Consider the following 15604-nt stretch of genomic DNA (forward strand, 5'->3'; position numbering starts at 1 on the left):
ATGTCTATTGACAAAATTTAACCAAAAATATAATATATAATAATGGGAGGTAAAAATATTTAAAAAATATAAACTGAAATGCTAATCCTATGCTCAAAATTACTAGTAATAAAATAAATAACTAAAATTTAATGAATTATTGAAAGCTATTTAATAAGTAATAGTAGTGAAAGGATGAGACAAATGAAAATATTAAGAAAAATTTTTAGTAGTATATTAGTAATATCAATGTGTATCTCAATAAATATCATTGATATACAAGCGGAAAATTTATTAAATAATGGTATTATCTATAAGAATAATACAATTCAAGAAATCAAAGATAGATCGGAAATGAATGTTTTATTTAAAGATGTAAATATAACTAATCAATTAAGCGAAGTTGAAATTTCAGGTGTATTGTTATATGAAAATGAAATAGTAAATTTGTTGTTGTCGGGAAATATATATGATACAGTATTATCTTATCAAAAAGGTAATTCATTAGTTGTTAATTGTGCTGATACTGATAAATTTGATGTACTAAGTGTCATTATTGAAAAAAAGGCTAAAAGTGAATTGTTGTTAAAACCTAATAAGTTATATTCAAATCAACCAGTTATTAAAATGGTATTAAGAGATCGTAAAACGAATGATATTATATATATAGAAGATAAAATTAAAGATAATAAGCTATTTGAACGGTTATCAAAAAATGCAATAGCTACTAATGATATCTCTGAAGAAAATAAATTATTTGGGGAACTAAGTATGAATGAACAATGGTTTATTCCCTTTATAAGTAAAAACAGTAATTATACCAAAATTAATATAAGTGAAGATACAGAATTGATTACAGAAAAGACTAATAGTGATTTACAAAAACAATATATTGAAACTTATAGTACTGTAAAGTCTGTTTCTGTACCAGATATACCTTATAGTGATTCTATACCTTCTGATACATTTACTAAAGAAGGTAAAGTTTTTCTAGAAAAAGATTCTAATACTTATTTTGGGTATTTTAAAGAATCTAATGAGTGGCCAATAGGTAGTGAGAATATATTAACTAATTTCATTCAATGGGAATATCAAGAAGATTATCCAAGATCTAGTTCACAAGATGAAGTTTATTTAAACATAAAAGTACTTACTAGCAATACATATTTATATAATAAAAATGATAATAGTGTGAATTTATATGATAATACAAGTTATTTACAGCTTGATAATATTAATGTTGGAATATCTTCAAACGATGCAAGTAATGAGTTCTTTTATATGAGAAGATTCTATGGAGATACCGGAGGAACAACATATCATCCCATTAAAGCATTTTTAGGTGGATGCCCTTATGCATCAAATTTTTATTGGGCTTGGTCGGAATTGATAAATGACAAGAAACAAGATTTAAATGGCAGTGAAGAAACATGGCCAGCTTCAAGAAGCCAACAAGAGGCTTCTAATATATTTGGAAGCACTGGAAATGTTAATCGTGCTATTGCTGGAGAGTGCACAGAGTATTTAAGAAATGAAAGTCAAAATTTCAAAATTGAAGGGAAATTACATGACTATGGTACATCTTCAAAAAAAATATATTATCATCCTAAATTTAGTGTATATAGCAGAAATGGTTGGATGCAGTATAATGTTTTAGAAGAGACTATTCATTTTAATTATTATATCAGTTACTATAGATAAATATTATAGGAAGGGGATGTTATGATGCCCCTTCCTATCCTAAAAAAGTAGAAATATTTAAATTATTATTAATAATGATAGGAGATTTTTAATGAAAAGAGTTATAGGAGTATTGTTTATTATATCATTGTTAGTTAATATTTACTTAATTAATTCTTATTTAAAACTAAATGAAGTAAATAAACACAATATAGAAGAAATATATTTTAGTTATTATTTGGTTTTTGATGATATTGTTTCTAACTTTGATAATTATAGTAACTTAACAATAACAGAATGTGATAAATTAATTAGAAATGTTAATAAAGCTAAAATTTATGGGGAATTAATTTCATTATATGATAAAAATAGTGATCTTGAAGATATTTGTTTTTATTTAAATATTGGGTTTGGAGAAATATTAATAACTTTAAAAGAAGAGAATAATTTAGATAATGTAGAAAAAAACTATCAATTATTACTTCAACAAATTAAAGTGACACATGATAATTTGAAAAAAAACATAATAATTTATGATAACAGTGAAAAAACAGGTTATAGAATTAATAGAAAATATGATGATATAGTCTTTAAGAATATATATACAAATATCAGAGTAATGTTAAAAGATAATAAGAAATTACAATAAATTGATGTTAAATAACCATTATAAAAAATAAGATTATGAAGGAAAAGATAATATCTTGAAATGATATTATCTTTTCCTTTAGACAGATATATTTTTTAGCGGATTTTTATATCTATTAGAATGCATTAATGGAATGAAGAATGGGCAATCATTATAATCATCCATTAATATCCTAACATCAAGGTTAAAAACATCATGGAGAATCTCCTTAGTGATGATACTCTTTGGATTACCTTGCTTATATATGTCTCCATCTTTGATGACAATAATTTTATCAGAATATCTAGCAGCTTGATTAAGGTCATGTAAAACCATTACAATAGTTAATTTCATTGTATGATTAAGCTTTTTAACCAATTCCAGTACTTCAAATTGATGATTGATATCTAGGTATGTAGTAGGTTCATCCAATAATAATATATTAGGCTTTTGACATAGAGCCATAGCGATCCATGCTCTTTGACGTTCTCCACCAGATAGAGTGGTAACTTGTCTATCTTTTAGGTGTTCCATCTTAGTCAATTCTATTGCCCAGTTAATTATATCAATGTCTTCTTTATGAAGTTTGGCAGTCCAATCAAGATGTGGATATCTCCCATAACTAACAAGGTCAAAGACTGTAAAATCATCAGGTGCATTAGGAGATTGAGGTAATATGGACATTTCTTTCGCCAATAACTTGGTATCCATCTGAAAAATTGAATTACCATTAAGGTATACATCACCATATTTAGGCTTTAGATTTCTAGATAATGCCTTTAGTAAAGTTGATTTACCACAACCATTTGTACCGATTAACGTGTTTATGGAACCTTTTTTTATGTTTAAAGAAAGGTTGTCTATTATGTTGTTTTTGCCATAGTTTATAGTTACTGAATTAGTTCTTAACACGATTTTTCAAACCGCCTCTCAATAGGAATATAAAAAATGGTGCGCCAAGCATTGACATAACAATACCTACAGGTATTTCTACAGGGTCCATAACTATTCTTGCGATTGTATCACAAAACATCATCAAAGATGCTCCCAGTAAAGCACTTGCAGGAAATAGATATCTATAGTCAGAACCAATTATAAGTCTTGTTATATGAGGTACAATCAATCCTACAAAACCTAACAAACCAACATTACTTGCTGAGCTGGCTGCCAGTAATGAAGCTAAAGCAATAAAAACTTTTCTTACTCTCTCGATTTTTAGTCCTAGTCCGGTGGCTATTTCATCACCAAGCATCAATATATTTAATTTCTTGGATAAGAAGAAAGCTAATATCAATCCAAATAGTGCGTAAGGCCATAGAGCATAGAAGTCCTTCCAAGTCTTGGCGGCTAAACTTCCTACCATGAATCCTAATGCATTTTGTACTCTATCTGGATAGAATATAAGTATAGTATTAATCCAAGCTCCCAAGAATGAGGATACTGCTATACCTGCTAATATCATTCTAAGTGGTTTAATACCATTCTTCCAAGATAGTATGTATATAAGCATAGTTGTAAATAATGCAAATGCAAAAGCAATTGGTGTAACAAGGAAATCATAGTCAGGAAAGACTACTAGAATAAAGACTGCGCCCAATCCTGCCCCAGAGGATACACCAATAGTATTAGGTGAGGCTAGGGGGTTTCTCATTACCCCCTGCAAAATGCCTCCAGCCAAAGACAAACATATACCAACAGTTCCAGCTACAAGTGACCTTGGAACTCTTACTTTCCATATGATATTTCTATTGACACCTGTTTCATCAATAAATATAGCTTTTAATATTTCTGGAACTGATATCTTAAAAGCACCTAAACTAATACTGAAAAGAAATGATATGAAAGTAATAATTAGCAAAATTATTAGTACGGTAATCTTATAAGAATGTCTGTTTTTTAAATCGTTCATTATTTAAATACCTGAGGATATAATATTTTAGCTAAATATTCAAATGCTTCAGGATATCTTGCATTAGGCTTGTAATGGAATAAATCTGATGGAAGATAGTGTACATTACCTTCTTTTACTGCTGTAAGTGTAGCCCATGCTTCATTTGATTCTAAGTCATCATTTATACGAGTTTTAACTTTTTCAAGATCCCCCATAGTAACAACTAATATTACATCAGGGTCTTTTTCAAGGATTTTTTCCAAACTAAAATCTACTTTTGAACTATTTTCAACTGGTGAGTCAGTAATTATATTGTTAGCTCCAAGCATCTCTAGCATGTTTCCTACTAGACCTGTTGAAAGTTCTGCTTTTACATATTTTGTAGAACCGAATAAAATAAATACATCAGGTTGCTCTTCTTTTTTAGCTTTTTCACAGATTTTATTTACATTTTCCTTGAGAGCTTTTACTTCTGAATCGTAAATATCATCTCTACCAGTGATTTTTGTAAATAATCTTAGTGCATCATTAAATCTTTCGTAAGGATTATTACTAACATCGACATATGCACATTCTATATTATTGCTTTTTAATATATCTTCCATTTCTACGTGTTGACTTCTAGTAGAACTTAGTATAACTAGGTCAGGTTCTAGAGATAATACTTTTTCAACACTAGGTGCGTTTACTTTACCAACTTGTTCAATATCTTTAGCGGCTTCTGGAACATTAGTTGAACCGCTTACTCTAGCAATGGCTTCTCCACCTGCTAGATACCAGATATCAAGAATAGAATTCATAAGTACAACAACTTTTTTTGGATTTTTAGTGATTGTTTGTTCATTACCCATTGGGTTTAAATATGTAATAGTTGTGTCAGTATCTTTGATTATGAATTCTGGTAATTCTTCTGAATTTTTATTGACAGAGTCTTTTCCTGAATTATCTTTTGTTGTTTCTGAATCTTTTTCTGTATCCTTATTTTCATCAGTTGTTTTTTCAGTGCTGTCTGGAGTAACAGTAGTTTTTGATGAATCCTGTTTTGAACATCCACTGAATGAAGTAACGGTCAATATAAAAATCAATAAAATAGCAACACGTTTCATATTTTTCATTATTAAGTCCTCCTAGAAAATCTTTTAATAGTAGCTTGTATTAATTCAATAGTTTTGAAGGTTTATCTTCCATGAAAATAAGAATAGCTAACGGTTTGTAGAGATAGTAAAAAATAAAAAAACTTACAACTATCAGTTGTAAGTTATATTAACGAATTAAATAATTTATAATAAGATAAATTTATTAATCAATTAATGTAATCGTATCTTCCCACCGAAGTTAGTTACATGGATTTTAAAGGCAGGTTTCCTGACTCGTAGCTCAATTTACTCTCTTAATCTTCCCAGTTTCCCAGTGATATATCTAAGATTTCATCCCTACTTACAGTAGCGGGGGCTGTAGAGGATTCACACCTCATTCCCTATTATCTTTTAATGTTGGACTTTGTTTGAACAACATTATAAAGCACCCTTAAATAACTATTAAATTTTAAAGAAATAGTATCATAGTTTTGTAGTAATGTCAATGTGATTTAGAGTTGTAATGCATTATAAAAATAAAATTATGTTGTGCAGGTAAGTCAGAAAAATTATTTTGTTCGGACGTGGTATTTGCAAAATAGTATATGTTATTTTCTTCTAAAATAGAATGATACATTAATGATGTTTTATTGACATGAAGCTACAGATGATTTATTATTAGATTAAATTGAATAATGATTAGATAGCGATGTATGTTTGAGGATATTTTGGATATCTTCAAAGGGAATCAGGTTGGAATCCTGAACGGTCACGCCACTGTGTAAATGATTTCTGTTATATTATGGAAGTTATTGAAGTCAGAGTACCTATTTAATCTTATACACTTACGTTATTTTACGTAAAAACTTTGCGAGGGACAGAGGGTGTAACTATTTATTATATTATTAATAAATATTGTATATCATGCTCTTATCTCGTTGTAGGTAAGAGTTTTTTATTATATTTAAGTTGAATTAAAAGGAGGAAGTTGTTGTGGAGAAGAAAAAAGCGATATTGGTTGCGAGTTTTGGAAGTAGTTATGAAAATGCAAGAAAAGAGCAGATAGAACCTATAGAAAAGTTGATAGAAAATACTTTTACTGATTATAAGGTGGTACGTGCATTTACATCCAATATGATAATTAGAAAGTTGAAAAAAGAAGGTATTCATATTGATACACCAGATGAAGCTTTGAAAAAATTAATTGAAGAATTTGAACATATAATTGTTCAACCAACCCATATAATACCAGGTTTTGAATATGATAAGATAAGAACTATAGTAAGTAGGATGAATCATAACAAGAATGTACATATTTCACTTTCACAACCATTATTATATCATAAAAATGATTATAGAGCGGTTATAGAAGCATTAAAGACTTATATTCCTAAGGTAGAACCTAATGAAGCGGTTGTATTACTGGGTCATGGTACAGAGCATTATGCTAATACCAGTTATTACTATATGCAATATCTTCTTGAAAATGAGGATTTACCAGTATTTATGGGGACTATAGAAGATGGTATAGAACCAGTTATAAAAAGGTTGAAAAAGGGTAAATACAGTAAAGCTGTTCTAATGCCGTTCTTGGTTGTTGCAGGAGATCATGCACACAATGATATGGCAGGTGACGAGGAAGATTCATGGAAGAATATATTAATTGCTAACGGTATTGAGGTTAGAGCAATAACTAAAGGATTAGGTGGTAATGAAGCCATTAGAAAAATCTATCTTAATCACTTGAAGGAAGCAGTGAATAACCAATGAGTGCTAAGGCAAAACCTAGATTAATTATATCAGCACCACATAGTGGGACAGGTAAAACTACTCTTACCATAGCATTAATGGCTGCATTATGTAAAAGAGGGTTAAAGGTACAGCCTTATAAAGTAGGACCTGATTATATAGACCCAGGATTCCATGAAGTGGTAACTGGCAGACCCAGCATTAACCTGGATGGGTGGCTTTTAGAAGATAATGTTAATAAATATTTATTTGATAAATATAATAATGATGCAGATATAAGTATAATTGAGGGTGTTATGGGATTATATGATGGGTATGGCAGTGAGCCTATGCTTGGAAGTACAGCTCATATATCCCATCTATTGAAATCACCAGTAATATTAGTGATGAATGTAAAAGGAATGTCAACAAGTGCCGCGGCACTAGTTCATGGTATGAAGACTTTTAGAGATATTCCTATAAAAGGGGTTATAATCAATCTTCCAATGTCAGAGAGACATTATGAAATATTGAAAGAAACTATTGAAATAAATACAGATGTCCCTGTAATAGGATATCTGCCAAAACTGGATGAAGTGAAACTGGAAAGCAGACACTTAGGACTTATTCAAAGTAGTGAAATAGATGATATAAAATCTAAGATTGATAGACTTGGAGATATCATTACTGATACTATAGATATTGATAAGTTAGTTGAAATAGCTGGAAGTACAGAACCATTAGAAGATATTGATAGCGTTAAAACAAGTAATCAGTACCATGTACATATTGCAGTAGCAAAAGACAAAGCGTTTTCATTTCATTACAATGAAAATATAGAGATGTTGAAGGAATCAGGAGCGAAAATCCATTATTTCAGTCCCTTGAAAGATGATAAATTACCTGATGAATGTGATGGAATATATTTAGCAGGTGGTTATCCAGAAGTATTTGCTAAAGAACTGTCAAGCAATACTAGTCTAATGGAAGATATTAGAAAGAAAGCTAATGAGGATATTCCTATTTATGCAGAATGCGGAGGTTATATGTATCTTCATGAGACTATAACCAATCTGGAAAATGAAACATATAAGATGGTAGGGATATTCCAAGGTGGAGCGTATATGAAGAAAAGACTTCAAAACTTTGGTTATGTTTCTGTAAGGGCTGATAATGATACTCCTATATTCAATAAAGATACAGAATTCAGAGCACATGAATTTCACAGGTCAGTTGTTGATAGAACAGTTGAACCTACGTACATTACAGGTTCTAAGAAGGATAAGAGATGGCATTGCGGAAAACTATATAAGAATGTATATGGAATGTATCCACATATATATTTTCCAGCTGAAACCGCTATACCAGAGAAGTTTTTAGACACTGCGTTAACCGTAAAAAATAAAAGGAGATAAATAATGCATGATTTTATAGCTAACCCAAGAAAAATAGAAGATGAGAGTTTTAGGATTATATATGATAGTATGAAAAATACAGACCTTGAACCATTGAGACTTAGTATAATGCAAAGGGTTATTCATACAACTACAGATTTTATTTATGAGGATATACTATTATTCAAAGAGCAAGTTGAAAATATCATTTTAGAAGCCTTTGAAAAAGGATGTACAATCATTACTGATACACAGATGATAAAAGCAGGTGTAAGCAAAAAACTTACAGAACAATTAGGTATAAAAATTGAATGTCTAGTAGGTTCTGAAGAAGCCTATAAGATTTCTAAGGAACAAGGAATTACACGTTCCATGGCAGCTGTCGATTTAGCTCTTAAGATACCAGGGGATAAAGTATTTGCTGTAGGAAATGCCCCAACTGCACTATTTCGTCTTATAGATGAGAAAAACAAGAATGAGTTAGACACTGTAAAAGCGGTTATCGGGGTTCCAGTAGGATTTGTTGGAGCTTGTGAATCTAAGGATGCTCTATGGGATGAAGATATTCCATCAATAATAACAAAAGGAAGAAAAGGTGGAAGTACTATTGCAGTTGCAATAATTAACGCTGTATTAAGAGAAGCGGTGAAAAAAGTTGGAAAACAGTAGGTATGTTTACAAAGGGTGCAAAAAACTAAGGACAGGTTATACAACTGGATCCTGTGCCGCTGCTGCAACAAAAGCGGCAGCTTATATGTTGAAGAACCAAATGATTGTAGAATCAGTCAAGATTGATACACCAAAAGGATGGGAGTTGAATCTTGATGTACATAAATGCCAATATAATGAAAGACAAGCATCATGTTGTATAATAAAGGATTCTGGTGATGATCCAGATATTACTAATGGTATAGAAGTTTTTGCAGAAGTGGTCTTAAGAGATGATAATAGAATCAATATTACTGGAGGTAGGGGAGTCGGTAAAGTTACCAAAGAAGGTTTACAGATACCTGTTAATCATTATGCCATTAATCCAACTCCACTAAGAATGATAAGAGAATCAGTACAAGCCATATTTGAAAAGGGTACTGGTGTAGATGTTATTATTAGTATTCCTATGGGAGAAGAATTGGCTAAGAAAACATTTAATCCCAAATTAGGAATCATTGGTGGTCTATCTGTACTTGGAACCACAGGAATAGTAGAGCCTATGTCAGAAGATGCGTTAAAAGAGACTATAGCACTTGAACTTAAGATTGCTCATAAGAAGAATAAAAAATATGTGATACTGGTTCCTGGTAATATAGGGGAAAAATTGTTTATGAAGTACTCGGGTATAGATAATATCTCTATGGTTAAGATGAGTAATTATCTAGGTTTTGCATTAGAAGAATGTAGTAGATTAGGATTTGGAAAAATAATTATCGCTGGACATATAGGAAAATTAATCAAGCCAGCAGGGGGTATATATTATACTCACAGCAGAGTAAGTTCCACAAGAATGGAAATATTGACTGCCTACTTAGGTGTAATGGGTATGAAACAAGAAGACCTGATAAGTATCATGGATTGTACAACCACTGATGAAGCGGCTAAGATTATTAAAAGAACAGGTATGGAAGAAGTATTTACAGTACTGGCTAACAAGGCAGCTGATAATTGTGAAAGTTATATTTATGGTAATCTACATATAGGTGTACTATATTTCAATATGACAGAGCTGTTAGCCATAAGTGATAAAGTTCAATCTATCATAGGAGAGATTAAGGATGAATAAAGTAAATGTGATTGGTATTGGTCCAGGTAACAGAGATTATATTCTTCCAATAGCCTATAGAATTATTAAAGAATGTGATGTTCTTGTTGGAGGAAAGAGGAATCTAGAGATTTTTGCTTCTTATGAAAAAGAAGTGTTTGCATATGATTCCAATCTTCAAGGTATGTGTGATTATATATCAGCTAATAGAAATGAAAAAAAGATAGTTGTAATAGTTTCAGGAGATACAGGGTTCTACAGTTTATTAGATTATTTACAGAGTAAGTTAGGTAAGGAATGTATTGATGTAATACCGGGAATAAGTTCTTACCAATATTTGTTCAGTAGAATCGGTAAGAGTTATAAGGATTATGGATTGTATAGTTTGCATGGAAGAGAAATCAGATGGATGGATATTCTAAAGGATAAAAAAGGTATATTTCTATTAACTGATAAGAAGAATTCTCCAAGCTGTATTGCTAAACAGTTAATAGATGCAGGACTTTCAAATGTTACAATGATTGTTGGAGAAAATCTTTCATATGATGACGAAAAGATTACTATTGATGTTCCAGAGAATATTGTGAAGCAGGATTATTCAGTGCTTTGTGTGGTGGTGATTGAAAATGAAGATTAATAAAAAGTATATGTTTGGTATTCCAGATGATGAATTCATTAGAGATAAAGTACCGATGACAAAATCAGAGGTAAGAGCTATAACTGTATCTAAGCTTAGACTTAATTCTAATTCCCATGTTTTAGATATTGGTTGTGGTACAGGCAGTATAACTGTTGAGTGTGGTTTGATATGTAGTGAAGGTGAAGTTACTGCTATTGATCAGAAAACAGAAGCTGTCAAGTTGACAGAGAAGAATGTTAAGAAGTTTGGACTTGAAAATGTCCAGATAGTTGAAGGAGCAGCACCAAAGGATATACCTAGGAAATATTATGACAGTATTTTTCTAGGAGGTGGGAGCAGGAAGATTGATGAGATAATTGATTTTGTTCTGAACCATCTTAAGTCAGGTGGAGTATTTGTTGCTAATACTATATTGTTGGATAGTACATATAAGATTCTTAGTGCCTTAGAGGGTAGATTCATGGATATTGATGTTGCATTGGTTCAGGTGGCGAAGGGGCATCAGTTAGGTGGATGGATGATGAAAGCTAATAATCCGATTTATGTTATTTCTGCAAAATTGCCGTAGCTGAGTATATATACAAAACAGCTCATATCAAATATTTGAAGAAAAACTAAGTTCGTTACAATAAATATTACTAAACCTTAACAACTCCCGCTGGTCAAACAGTTAAGGTTCTTAACGTAATATTTATTTCCACTCACTAAGATTTTCTAATCAAATATTTAAAAATCGCTTTATTTGTATATATACTCACCGACTAGGCTACTGGAAATAGTAGTATATACAAGAAAATAAAAACATTAAGCATAAAAAATATGATAAAGGAGTACATATTATGATTTTATTCGTAGGAGCAGGACCAGGAGATGTTGAGTTAATTACGGTTAAGGGGATGAAGGCTTTACAAGAGGCTGATTGTGTTATATATGCAGGGTCTTTGGTGAATCCTAAGTTGATTGATACTTATTGTAAGGAAGACGTTATTATATATAATAGTGCTAAGATGGATTTGGATGAGGTTATTGAAGTTATGGTAGAGATGGAAAAGGACAATAAGAAGGTTGTTAGGCTACATACAGGTGATCCATCCATATATGGAGCTATTAGAGAGCAGATGGATAGATTGATTGAACATAAGATTGAGTTTGATGTGATACCTGGGGTAAGTTCTTTTGTGGCTGCTGCTTCTAGATTGAAAGAGGAGTTTACATTACCTGATGTTTCACAGACGATAATTATTACTAGGTTACCTGGCAGAACTGGTCATGGTGAAGGTGGACAGTTGGAAGAATTGGCTAAGCATAGGGCTTCAATGGCTATATTTTTATCAGTTCAGTCCATTGGTGAAGTAATGGTGAAATTAAGAAAGAGTTATGAGGCAAGAACTCCTGTAGCAGTAGTTTATAAAGCTACTTGGGATGATGAAAAAATAGTTAGAGGAACCCTCGAAGATATTGAGAAGAAGGTAGAAGAAGCATCTATTACAAGATTTGCTCAGATTTTAATAGGTGACTTTATGTCAGATAAATATTCTCTATCAAAACTATATGATAAAGGTTTCAGTCATATGTATAGAACAGCAGTTAGTAGTGAGGAGAGATAAGATGAGAGGGCAGATTTTTGTTATTGGTATTGGACCAGGGCAATTAGAGAATATGACAGTAAAGGCAGTAGAAGTTATTAAGTCCTGTGATGTCATTGCAGGATATAAGGTTTATGTAGAACAAGTTAAGGATTTATTAGTGGATAAAAAGGTCATAAGTAAAGGTATGGGAAAAGAAGTTGACCGTTGCGAAATGGCTATAGAAGAGGCGGTACAAGGTAAAAAAGTAGGGATAGTCTGTAGTGGTGACGGTGGATTATACGGTATGGCTGGATTACTAATAGAGCTTGTGCATATTAAGAAACTGGAAAGTGATATAGATGTAGAAGTGGTATCTGGTGTTACGGCGGCTATATCCTGTGGAGCATTACTAGGTGCGCCTATTGTAGAAGATTTTTGTACAATAAGTCTTAGTGATTATATGACGCCTTATGAAAAAATACTTAAAAGAGTTGAATTGGCATCTAGGGGAGATTTTGTTATAGCATTATATAATCCTAGAAGTTCCAAGAGACCAGATTATCTGGATGAAGCATTAAGTATTATAAGAAAAGAGAGAGATAATAATACCCCAGTTGGTATTGTAAGAATGGCCTATAGAGAAGAACAGGAGATAGTTCGAACTGATTTGGCTCATATTAATACTAAGGAAGTAGATATGTTCTGTACTATTATCATAGGTAATAAACAGACAAAATGGATAAATGATTTCATGGTAACATCAAGAGGGTATAATATATGATTCTAATACTAGGTGGAACAAGTGATAGTATAATAATTGCCAACAGGATTAAAATATTTACAAATGATCTAATATTAAGCTGTGCCACTGAATATGGAAAAGAAGTAGCGAGCAAAAGTTTTGATGGTGGTATTATATATGGTAAAATGGATGATATTGAACTCACTAAATATTGTGTTGATAAAGGAATAAGTATAGTTATTGATGCAACTCACCCATATGCCAAACAAGTATCAGAGAATGCAATAAAAGCTTGTAAAGCTATAGATATAGAATATGTACGCTATGAGCGACCCTTGATAGATAAAGATGAAGAAAAGTATATTTACTGTTATTCTTATGAAGAAGCAGGAAAGACTATTGATAGATTGCAAGGAAATGTATTGATAACCACTGGCAGCAAAGATATTGAACATATCATAAATGAGATGAAAGACAAAAATAGAGCATATATAAGGGTATTACCACAATCGGGTAATATAAAAAAACTAGAAAGACTCCATGTATTACCAGACCAGATCATTGCCATGAAAGGACCTTTTTCCAAAGAGTTGAACGTAGCTATAATGAATAGCATTGATTGCAAAGTAATGGTGACAAAGGAAAGCGGCAGCAGGGGAATGATACAAGAAAAACTCCAAGCGGCAGATGAATGTAATGTAAAAGTTATTGTTATAGGTAGACCCAAGATTGATTATCCAAAAGTATATTGTGATATGGATGACATGATTAACTATATTAAAGAGAAAACTGCCTAAGGATAAAAAAACTAAAGCAATTACAATAATTCCTAACAATAGATATAGTAACTGATGATTCTTTATAAGAAAGGTGGTAATATATTGAAGGTTGCATTAATAACACTTACTCATGGTGGTTTACAACTTGCAGATAAGTTAAGGGAATATAATCCCAATATAGAAGTTTTTACTCATAAAAAATGCCAGTATGAATATGTAAAATTGATAGAATTACCACTAAGAGATAATATCAAGGGGCTGGTGGATGACTATGATATGTTAGTATTCATCATGGCAACAGGTATAGTAGTTAGACTGATAGCGCCTTACATAAAACACAAATCTATAGACCCAGGTGTTATAGTCATAGATGAACAGGGAAATTATGTCATCAGTCTTCTATCGGGACATCTTGGAGGTGCTAATGAGTATACAAGAGAACTTGCCGAGTTTTTACATGCACATCCAGTAATAACAACGGCTTCTGACGTTAACAATACTATGGCTGTTGATATTATGGCTATGAAACTGAATTGTTACATAGATGATTTTGAAGATGCAAAAATAGTAACATCCCATATTGTTAATGGAGACAATATTGGTATAATCAGTAATAGCAATATAGACATAGATCTGCCGAAGCAATTTATAACAATAGACAATCGTAATGTAAGTCAAAGTATTGATAAGCATAATATAAAAGGCTTGATAGTTATAGATTACAATAAGATTGAGGCTGATATTCCTATATCATACCTTTATAAAAGAGACATTACACTTGGTATAGGATGTAGAAGAGGTAAAACAAGAGAAGAGATAACTAAGGAACTTGTGCCCCTACTTAAGACAGAAGACATCAATATAAAAAGTATATCAAGAATATCAACTGTAGAAGTTAAAAAAGATGAAGTGGGTATAATTGAGCTAGCTAGAACTCTAAAAGTTCCTATGGATATCATAACTATTGATAGGATAAAGGAAATCCAGCATCTATTTGAAGGTTCAAAGTTTGTAGAGAAAACAATAGGTGTCACATGTGTTAGTGAACCTTGTGGATACATTTCGTCAAACAAAGGCGATTGCATTTTAAATAAAGTAAAAGCTGATGGTATAACAATATCATTATGGAAGGATAGGAGGAAAAACAATGAGTATTAATCAAAAGGGTGTTGTACTATGTTATACAGGTAATGGAAAAGGTAAAAGTACTGCTTCGTTCGGGTTAGCAATCCGTTCAGTAGGTCATGGTAAGAAAGTGTGTATTATCCAATTTATCAAATCGCCAGATATCTTGATAGGTGAAAGAGAAGTATTCAAGAAACTTGGTGTTGAGATGTACCAAATGGGTAAAGGATTCACTAATATCAGAGATATTGATGAGCATAAAAAAGGTATTGAAGAAGCATGGTCGTTAGCGAAAGAGAAGATTAACAGCGGTGAATATGACCTTGTTGTCTTAGATGAAATAAATAATGTATTTGCTATCACCAGATTCAACGTAGAAGATGTTTTATCTGTAGAAGAATGCATTGATGTGTTTAAAAATAGACCTGACAGAACTAATGTTGTTATAACAGGAAGAAATGCACCACAAAAACTTATGGATGCTGTAGACCTAGTAACAGTTTGCGAAGAAAGAAAGCATTATTATAATGAAGGCAGAAAAGCGGCAAAAGGAATAGAATTTTAGTCAATATTTAACGTATAGATATTCATATAGAGTAAAACTTTCCATATATATTA

The 15604-nt window shown here is 31.5% G+C and carries 16 protein-coding genes and 2 riboswitches; of the genes, 13 read left to right on the forward strand and 3 right to left on the reverse strand.

Features of this window, described 5'->3' with window-relative positions:
• Positions 1 to 183 precede the first annotated feature (183 nt).
• Positions 184 to 1680 carry a hypothetical protein gene (locus tag HYG85_RS17280; protein WP_212690704.1) on the forward strand — a complete coding sequence of 499 codons (1497 nt, stop codon included), beginning with the start codon at positions 184 to 186 and terminating at the stop codon, positions 1678 to 1680.
• Positions 1681 to 1771: 91 nt separating this feature from the next.
• A complete protein-coding gene (locus tag HYG85_RS17285) occupies positions 1772 to 2308 on the forward strand; it encodes a hypothetical protein (RefSeq protein ID WP_212690705.1) in 537 nt (178 codons plus the stop codon).
• Between the two features lie 78 nt (positions 2309 to 2386).
• On the opposite strand, the gene HYG85_RS17290 is transcribed toward HYG85_RS17285, so the two are convergent.
• The 3 genes from HYG85_RS17290 to HYG85_RS17300 are packed head-to-tail and all read right to left on the reverse strand — an operon-like array spanning position 2387 to position 5293.
• The gene (locus tag HYG85_RS17290) at positions 2387 to 3199 is read right to left on the reverse strand and encodes an ABC transporter ATP-binding protein (RefSeq protein WP_113674279.1); all 813 of its coding nucleotides are present in this window, start codon (positions 3197 to 3199) and stop codon (positions 2387 to 2389) included.
• On the reverse strand, positions 3186 to 4196 hold the full coding sequence (locus tag HYG85_RS17295; RefSeq protein ID WP_212690706.1) for a FecCD family ABC transporter permease: 1011 nt from the start codon (positions 4194 to 4196) through the stop codon (positions 3186 to 3188). The genes HYG85_RS17290 and HYG85_RS17295 overlap by 14 nt, the downstream gene beginning before the upstream one ends.
• On the reverse strand, positions 4196 to 5293 hold the full coding sequence (locus HYG85_RS17300; protein ID WP_212690707.1) for an ABC transporter substrate-binding protein: 1098 nt from the start codon (positions 5291 to 5293) through the stop codon (positions 4196 to 4198). Before HYG85_RS17300 ends, HYG85_RS17295 begins: the two co-directional genes overlap by 1 nt.
• A gap of 223 nt (positions 5294 to 5516) precedes the next feature.
• Positions 5517 to 5722, reverse strand: a riboswitch (cobalamin riboswitch).
• Between the two features lie 234 nt (positions 5723 to 5956).
• A riboswitch (cobalamin riboswitch) is annotated at positions 5957 to 6103 on the forward strand.
• Between the two features lie 144 nt (positions 6104 to 6247).
• Here HYG85_RS17300 and HYG85_RS17305 point away from each other — a divergent pair.
• The 11 genes from HYG85_RS17305 (at position 6248) to cobO (ending at position 15551) form a co-directional block, all read left to right on the forward strand.
• The gene (locus tag HYG85_RS17305) at positions 6248 to 7024 is read left to right on the forward strand and encodes a sirohydrochlorin cobaltochelatase (RefSeq protein ID WP_212690708.1); all 777 of its coding nucleotides are present in this window, start codon (positions 6248 to 6250) and stop codon (positions 7022 to 7024) included.
• Positions 7021 to 8397, forward strand: a complete 1377-nt coding sequence (locus HYG85_RS17310; protein WP_212690709.1) for a cobyrinate a,c-diamide synthase — start codon at positions 7021 to 7023, stop codon at positions 8395 to 8397. Before HYG85_RS17305 ends, HYG85_RS17310 begins: the two co-directional genes overlap by 4 nt.
• A gap of 3 nt (positions 8398 to 8400) precedes the next feature.
• Positions 8401 to 9045 (forward strand): precorrin-8X methylmutase, encoded by a 645-nt coding sequence (locus HYG85_RS17315; protein ID WP_212690710.1) that lies wholly within the window; start codon positions 8401 to 8403, stop codon positions 9043 to 9045.
• Positions 9032 to 10153: a cobalt-precorrin-5B (C(1))-methyltransferase CbiD gene (gene cbiD / locus HYG85_RS17320; protein WP_212690711.1), complete on the forward strand. Its 1122-nt coding sequence runs from the start codon at positions 9032 to 9034 to the stop codon at positions 10151 to 10153. Before HYG85_RS17315 ends, cbiD begins: the two co-directional genes overlap by 14 nt.
• The gene (gene cbiE / locus HYG85_RS17325; protein ID WP_212690712.1) at positions 10146 to 10769 is read left to right on the forward strand and encodes a precorrin-6y C5,15-methyltransferase (decarboxylating) subunit CbiE; all 624 of its coding nucleotides are present in this window, start codon (positions 10146 to 10148) and stop codon (positions 10767 to 10769) included. The genes cbiD and cbiE overlap by 8 nt, the downstream gene beginning before the upstream one ends.
• Positions 10759 to 11340, forward strand: a complete 582-nt coding sequence (cbiT, locus tag HYG85_RS17330) for a precorrin-6Y C5,15-methyltransferase (decarboxylating) subunit CbiT (RefSeq protein WP_212690713.1) — start codon at positions 10759 to 10761, stop codon at positions 11338 to 11340. Before cbiE ends, cbiT begins: the two co-directional genes overlap by 11 nt.
• Positions 11341 to 11611: 271 nt before the next feature.
• On the forward strand, positions 11612 to 12379 hold the full coding sequence (cobM, locus tag HYG85_RS17335; RefSeq protein WP_212690714.1) for a precorrin-4 C(11)-methyltransferase: 768 nt from the start codon (positions 11612 to 11614) through the stop codon (positions 12377 to 12379).
• Between the two features lies 1 nt (position 12380).
• Positions 12381 to 13121: a precorrin-3B C(17)-methyltransferase gene (cobJ, locus tag HYG85_RS17340; protein WP_212690715.1), complete on the forward strand. Its 741-nt coding sequence runs from the start codon at positions 12381 to 12383 to the stop codon at positions 13119 to 13121.
• The gene (cobK, locus tag HYG85_RS17345) at positions 13118 to 13879 is read left to right on the forward strand and encodes a precorrin-6A reductase (protein ID WP_212690716.1); all 762 of its coding nucleotides are present in this window, start codon (positions 13118 to 13120) and stop codon (positions 13877 to 13879) included. Before cobJ ends, cobK begins: the two co-directional genes overlap by 4 nt.
• 84 nt (positions 13880 to 13963) lie before the next feature.
• On the forward strand, positions 13964 to 15019 hold the full coding sequence (gene cbiG, locus HYG85_RS17350; protein ID WP_212690717.1) for a cobalt-precorrin 5A hydrolase: 1056 nt from the start codon (positions 13964 to 13966) through the stop codon (positions 15017 to 15019).
• Complete coding sequence (cobO, locus tag HYG85_RS17355) at positions 15009 to 15551, forward strand: cob(I)yrinic acid a,c-diamide adenosyltransferase (RefSeq protein WP_113674292.1); 543 nt, start codon at positions 15009 to 15011, stop codon at positions 15549 to 15551. The genes cbiG and cobO overlap by 11 nt, the downstream gene beginning before the upstream one ends.
• Positions 15552 to 15604 lie beyond the last annotated feature (53 nt).

This window comes from Vallitalea guaymasensis (assembly GCF_018141425.1).
Classification (GTDB): Bacteria; Bacillota; Clostridia; order Lachnospirales; family Vallitaleaceae; genus Vallitalea; species Vallitalea guaymasensis.

Excerpts from the sequence above, each read along its gene's own strand:
- HYG85_RS17295 (WP_212690706.1), bottom strand. The coding sequence starts at position 4,196 with ATGAACGATTTAAAAAACAGACATTCTTATAAGATTACCGTACTAATA.
- cbiT (WP_212690713.1), top strand. The coding sequence starts at position 10,759 with ATGAAGATTAATAAAAAGTATATGTTTGGTATTCCAGATGATGAATTC.
- cobM (WP_212690714.1), top strand. The coding sequence starts at position 11,612 with ATGATTTTATTCGTAGGAGCAGGACCAGGAGATGTTGAGTTAATTACG.
- HYG85_RS17300 (WP_212690707.1), bottom strand. The coding sequence starts at position 5,293 with ATGAAAAATATGAAACGTGTTGCTATTTTATTGATTTTTATATTGACC.
- cobK (WP_212690716.1), top strand. The coding sequence starts at position 13,118 with ATGATTCTAATACTAGGTGGAACAAGTGATAGTATAATAATTGCCAAC.
- HYG85_RS17280 (WP_212690704.1), top strand. The coding sequence starts at position 184 with ATGAAAATATTAAGAAAAATTTTTAGTAGTATATTAGTAATATCAATG.
- cobO (WP_113674292.1), top strand. The coding sequence starts at position 15,009 with ATGAGTATTAATCAAAAGGGTGTTGTACTATGTTATACAGGTAATGGA.
- HYG85_RS17285 (WP_212690705.1), top strand. The coding sequence starts at position 1,772 with ATGAAAAGAGTTATAGGAGTATTGTTTATTATATCATTGTTAGTTAAT.
- cobJ (WP_212690715.1), top strand. The coding sequence starts at position 12,381 with ATGAGAGGGCAGATTTTTGTTATTGGTATTGGACCAGGGCAATTAGAG.
- cbiE (WP_212690712.1), top strand. The coding sequence starts at position 10,146 with ATGAATAAAGTAAATGTGATTGGTATTGGTCCAGGTAACAGAGATTAT.
- HYG85_RS17310 (WP_212690709.1), top strand. The coding sequence starts at position 7,021 with ATGAGTGCTAAGGCAAAACCTAGATTAATTATATCAGCACCACATAGT.
- HYG85_RS17315 (WP_212690710.1), top strand. The coding sequence starts at position 8,401 with ATGCATGATTTTATAGCTAACCCAAGAAAAATAGAAGATGAGAGTTTT.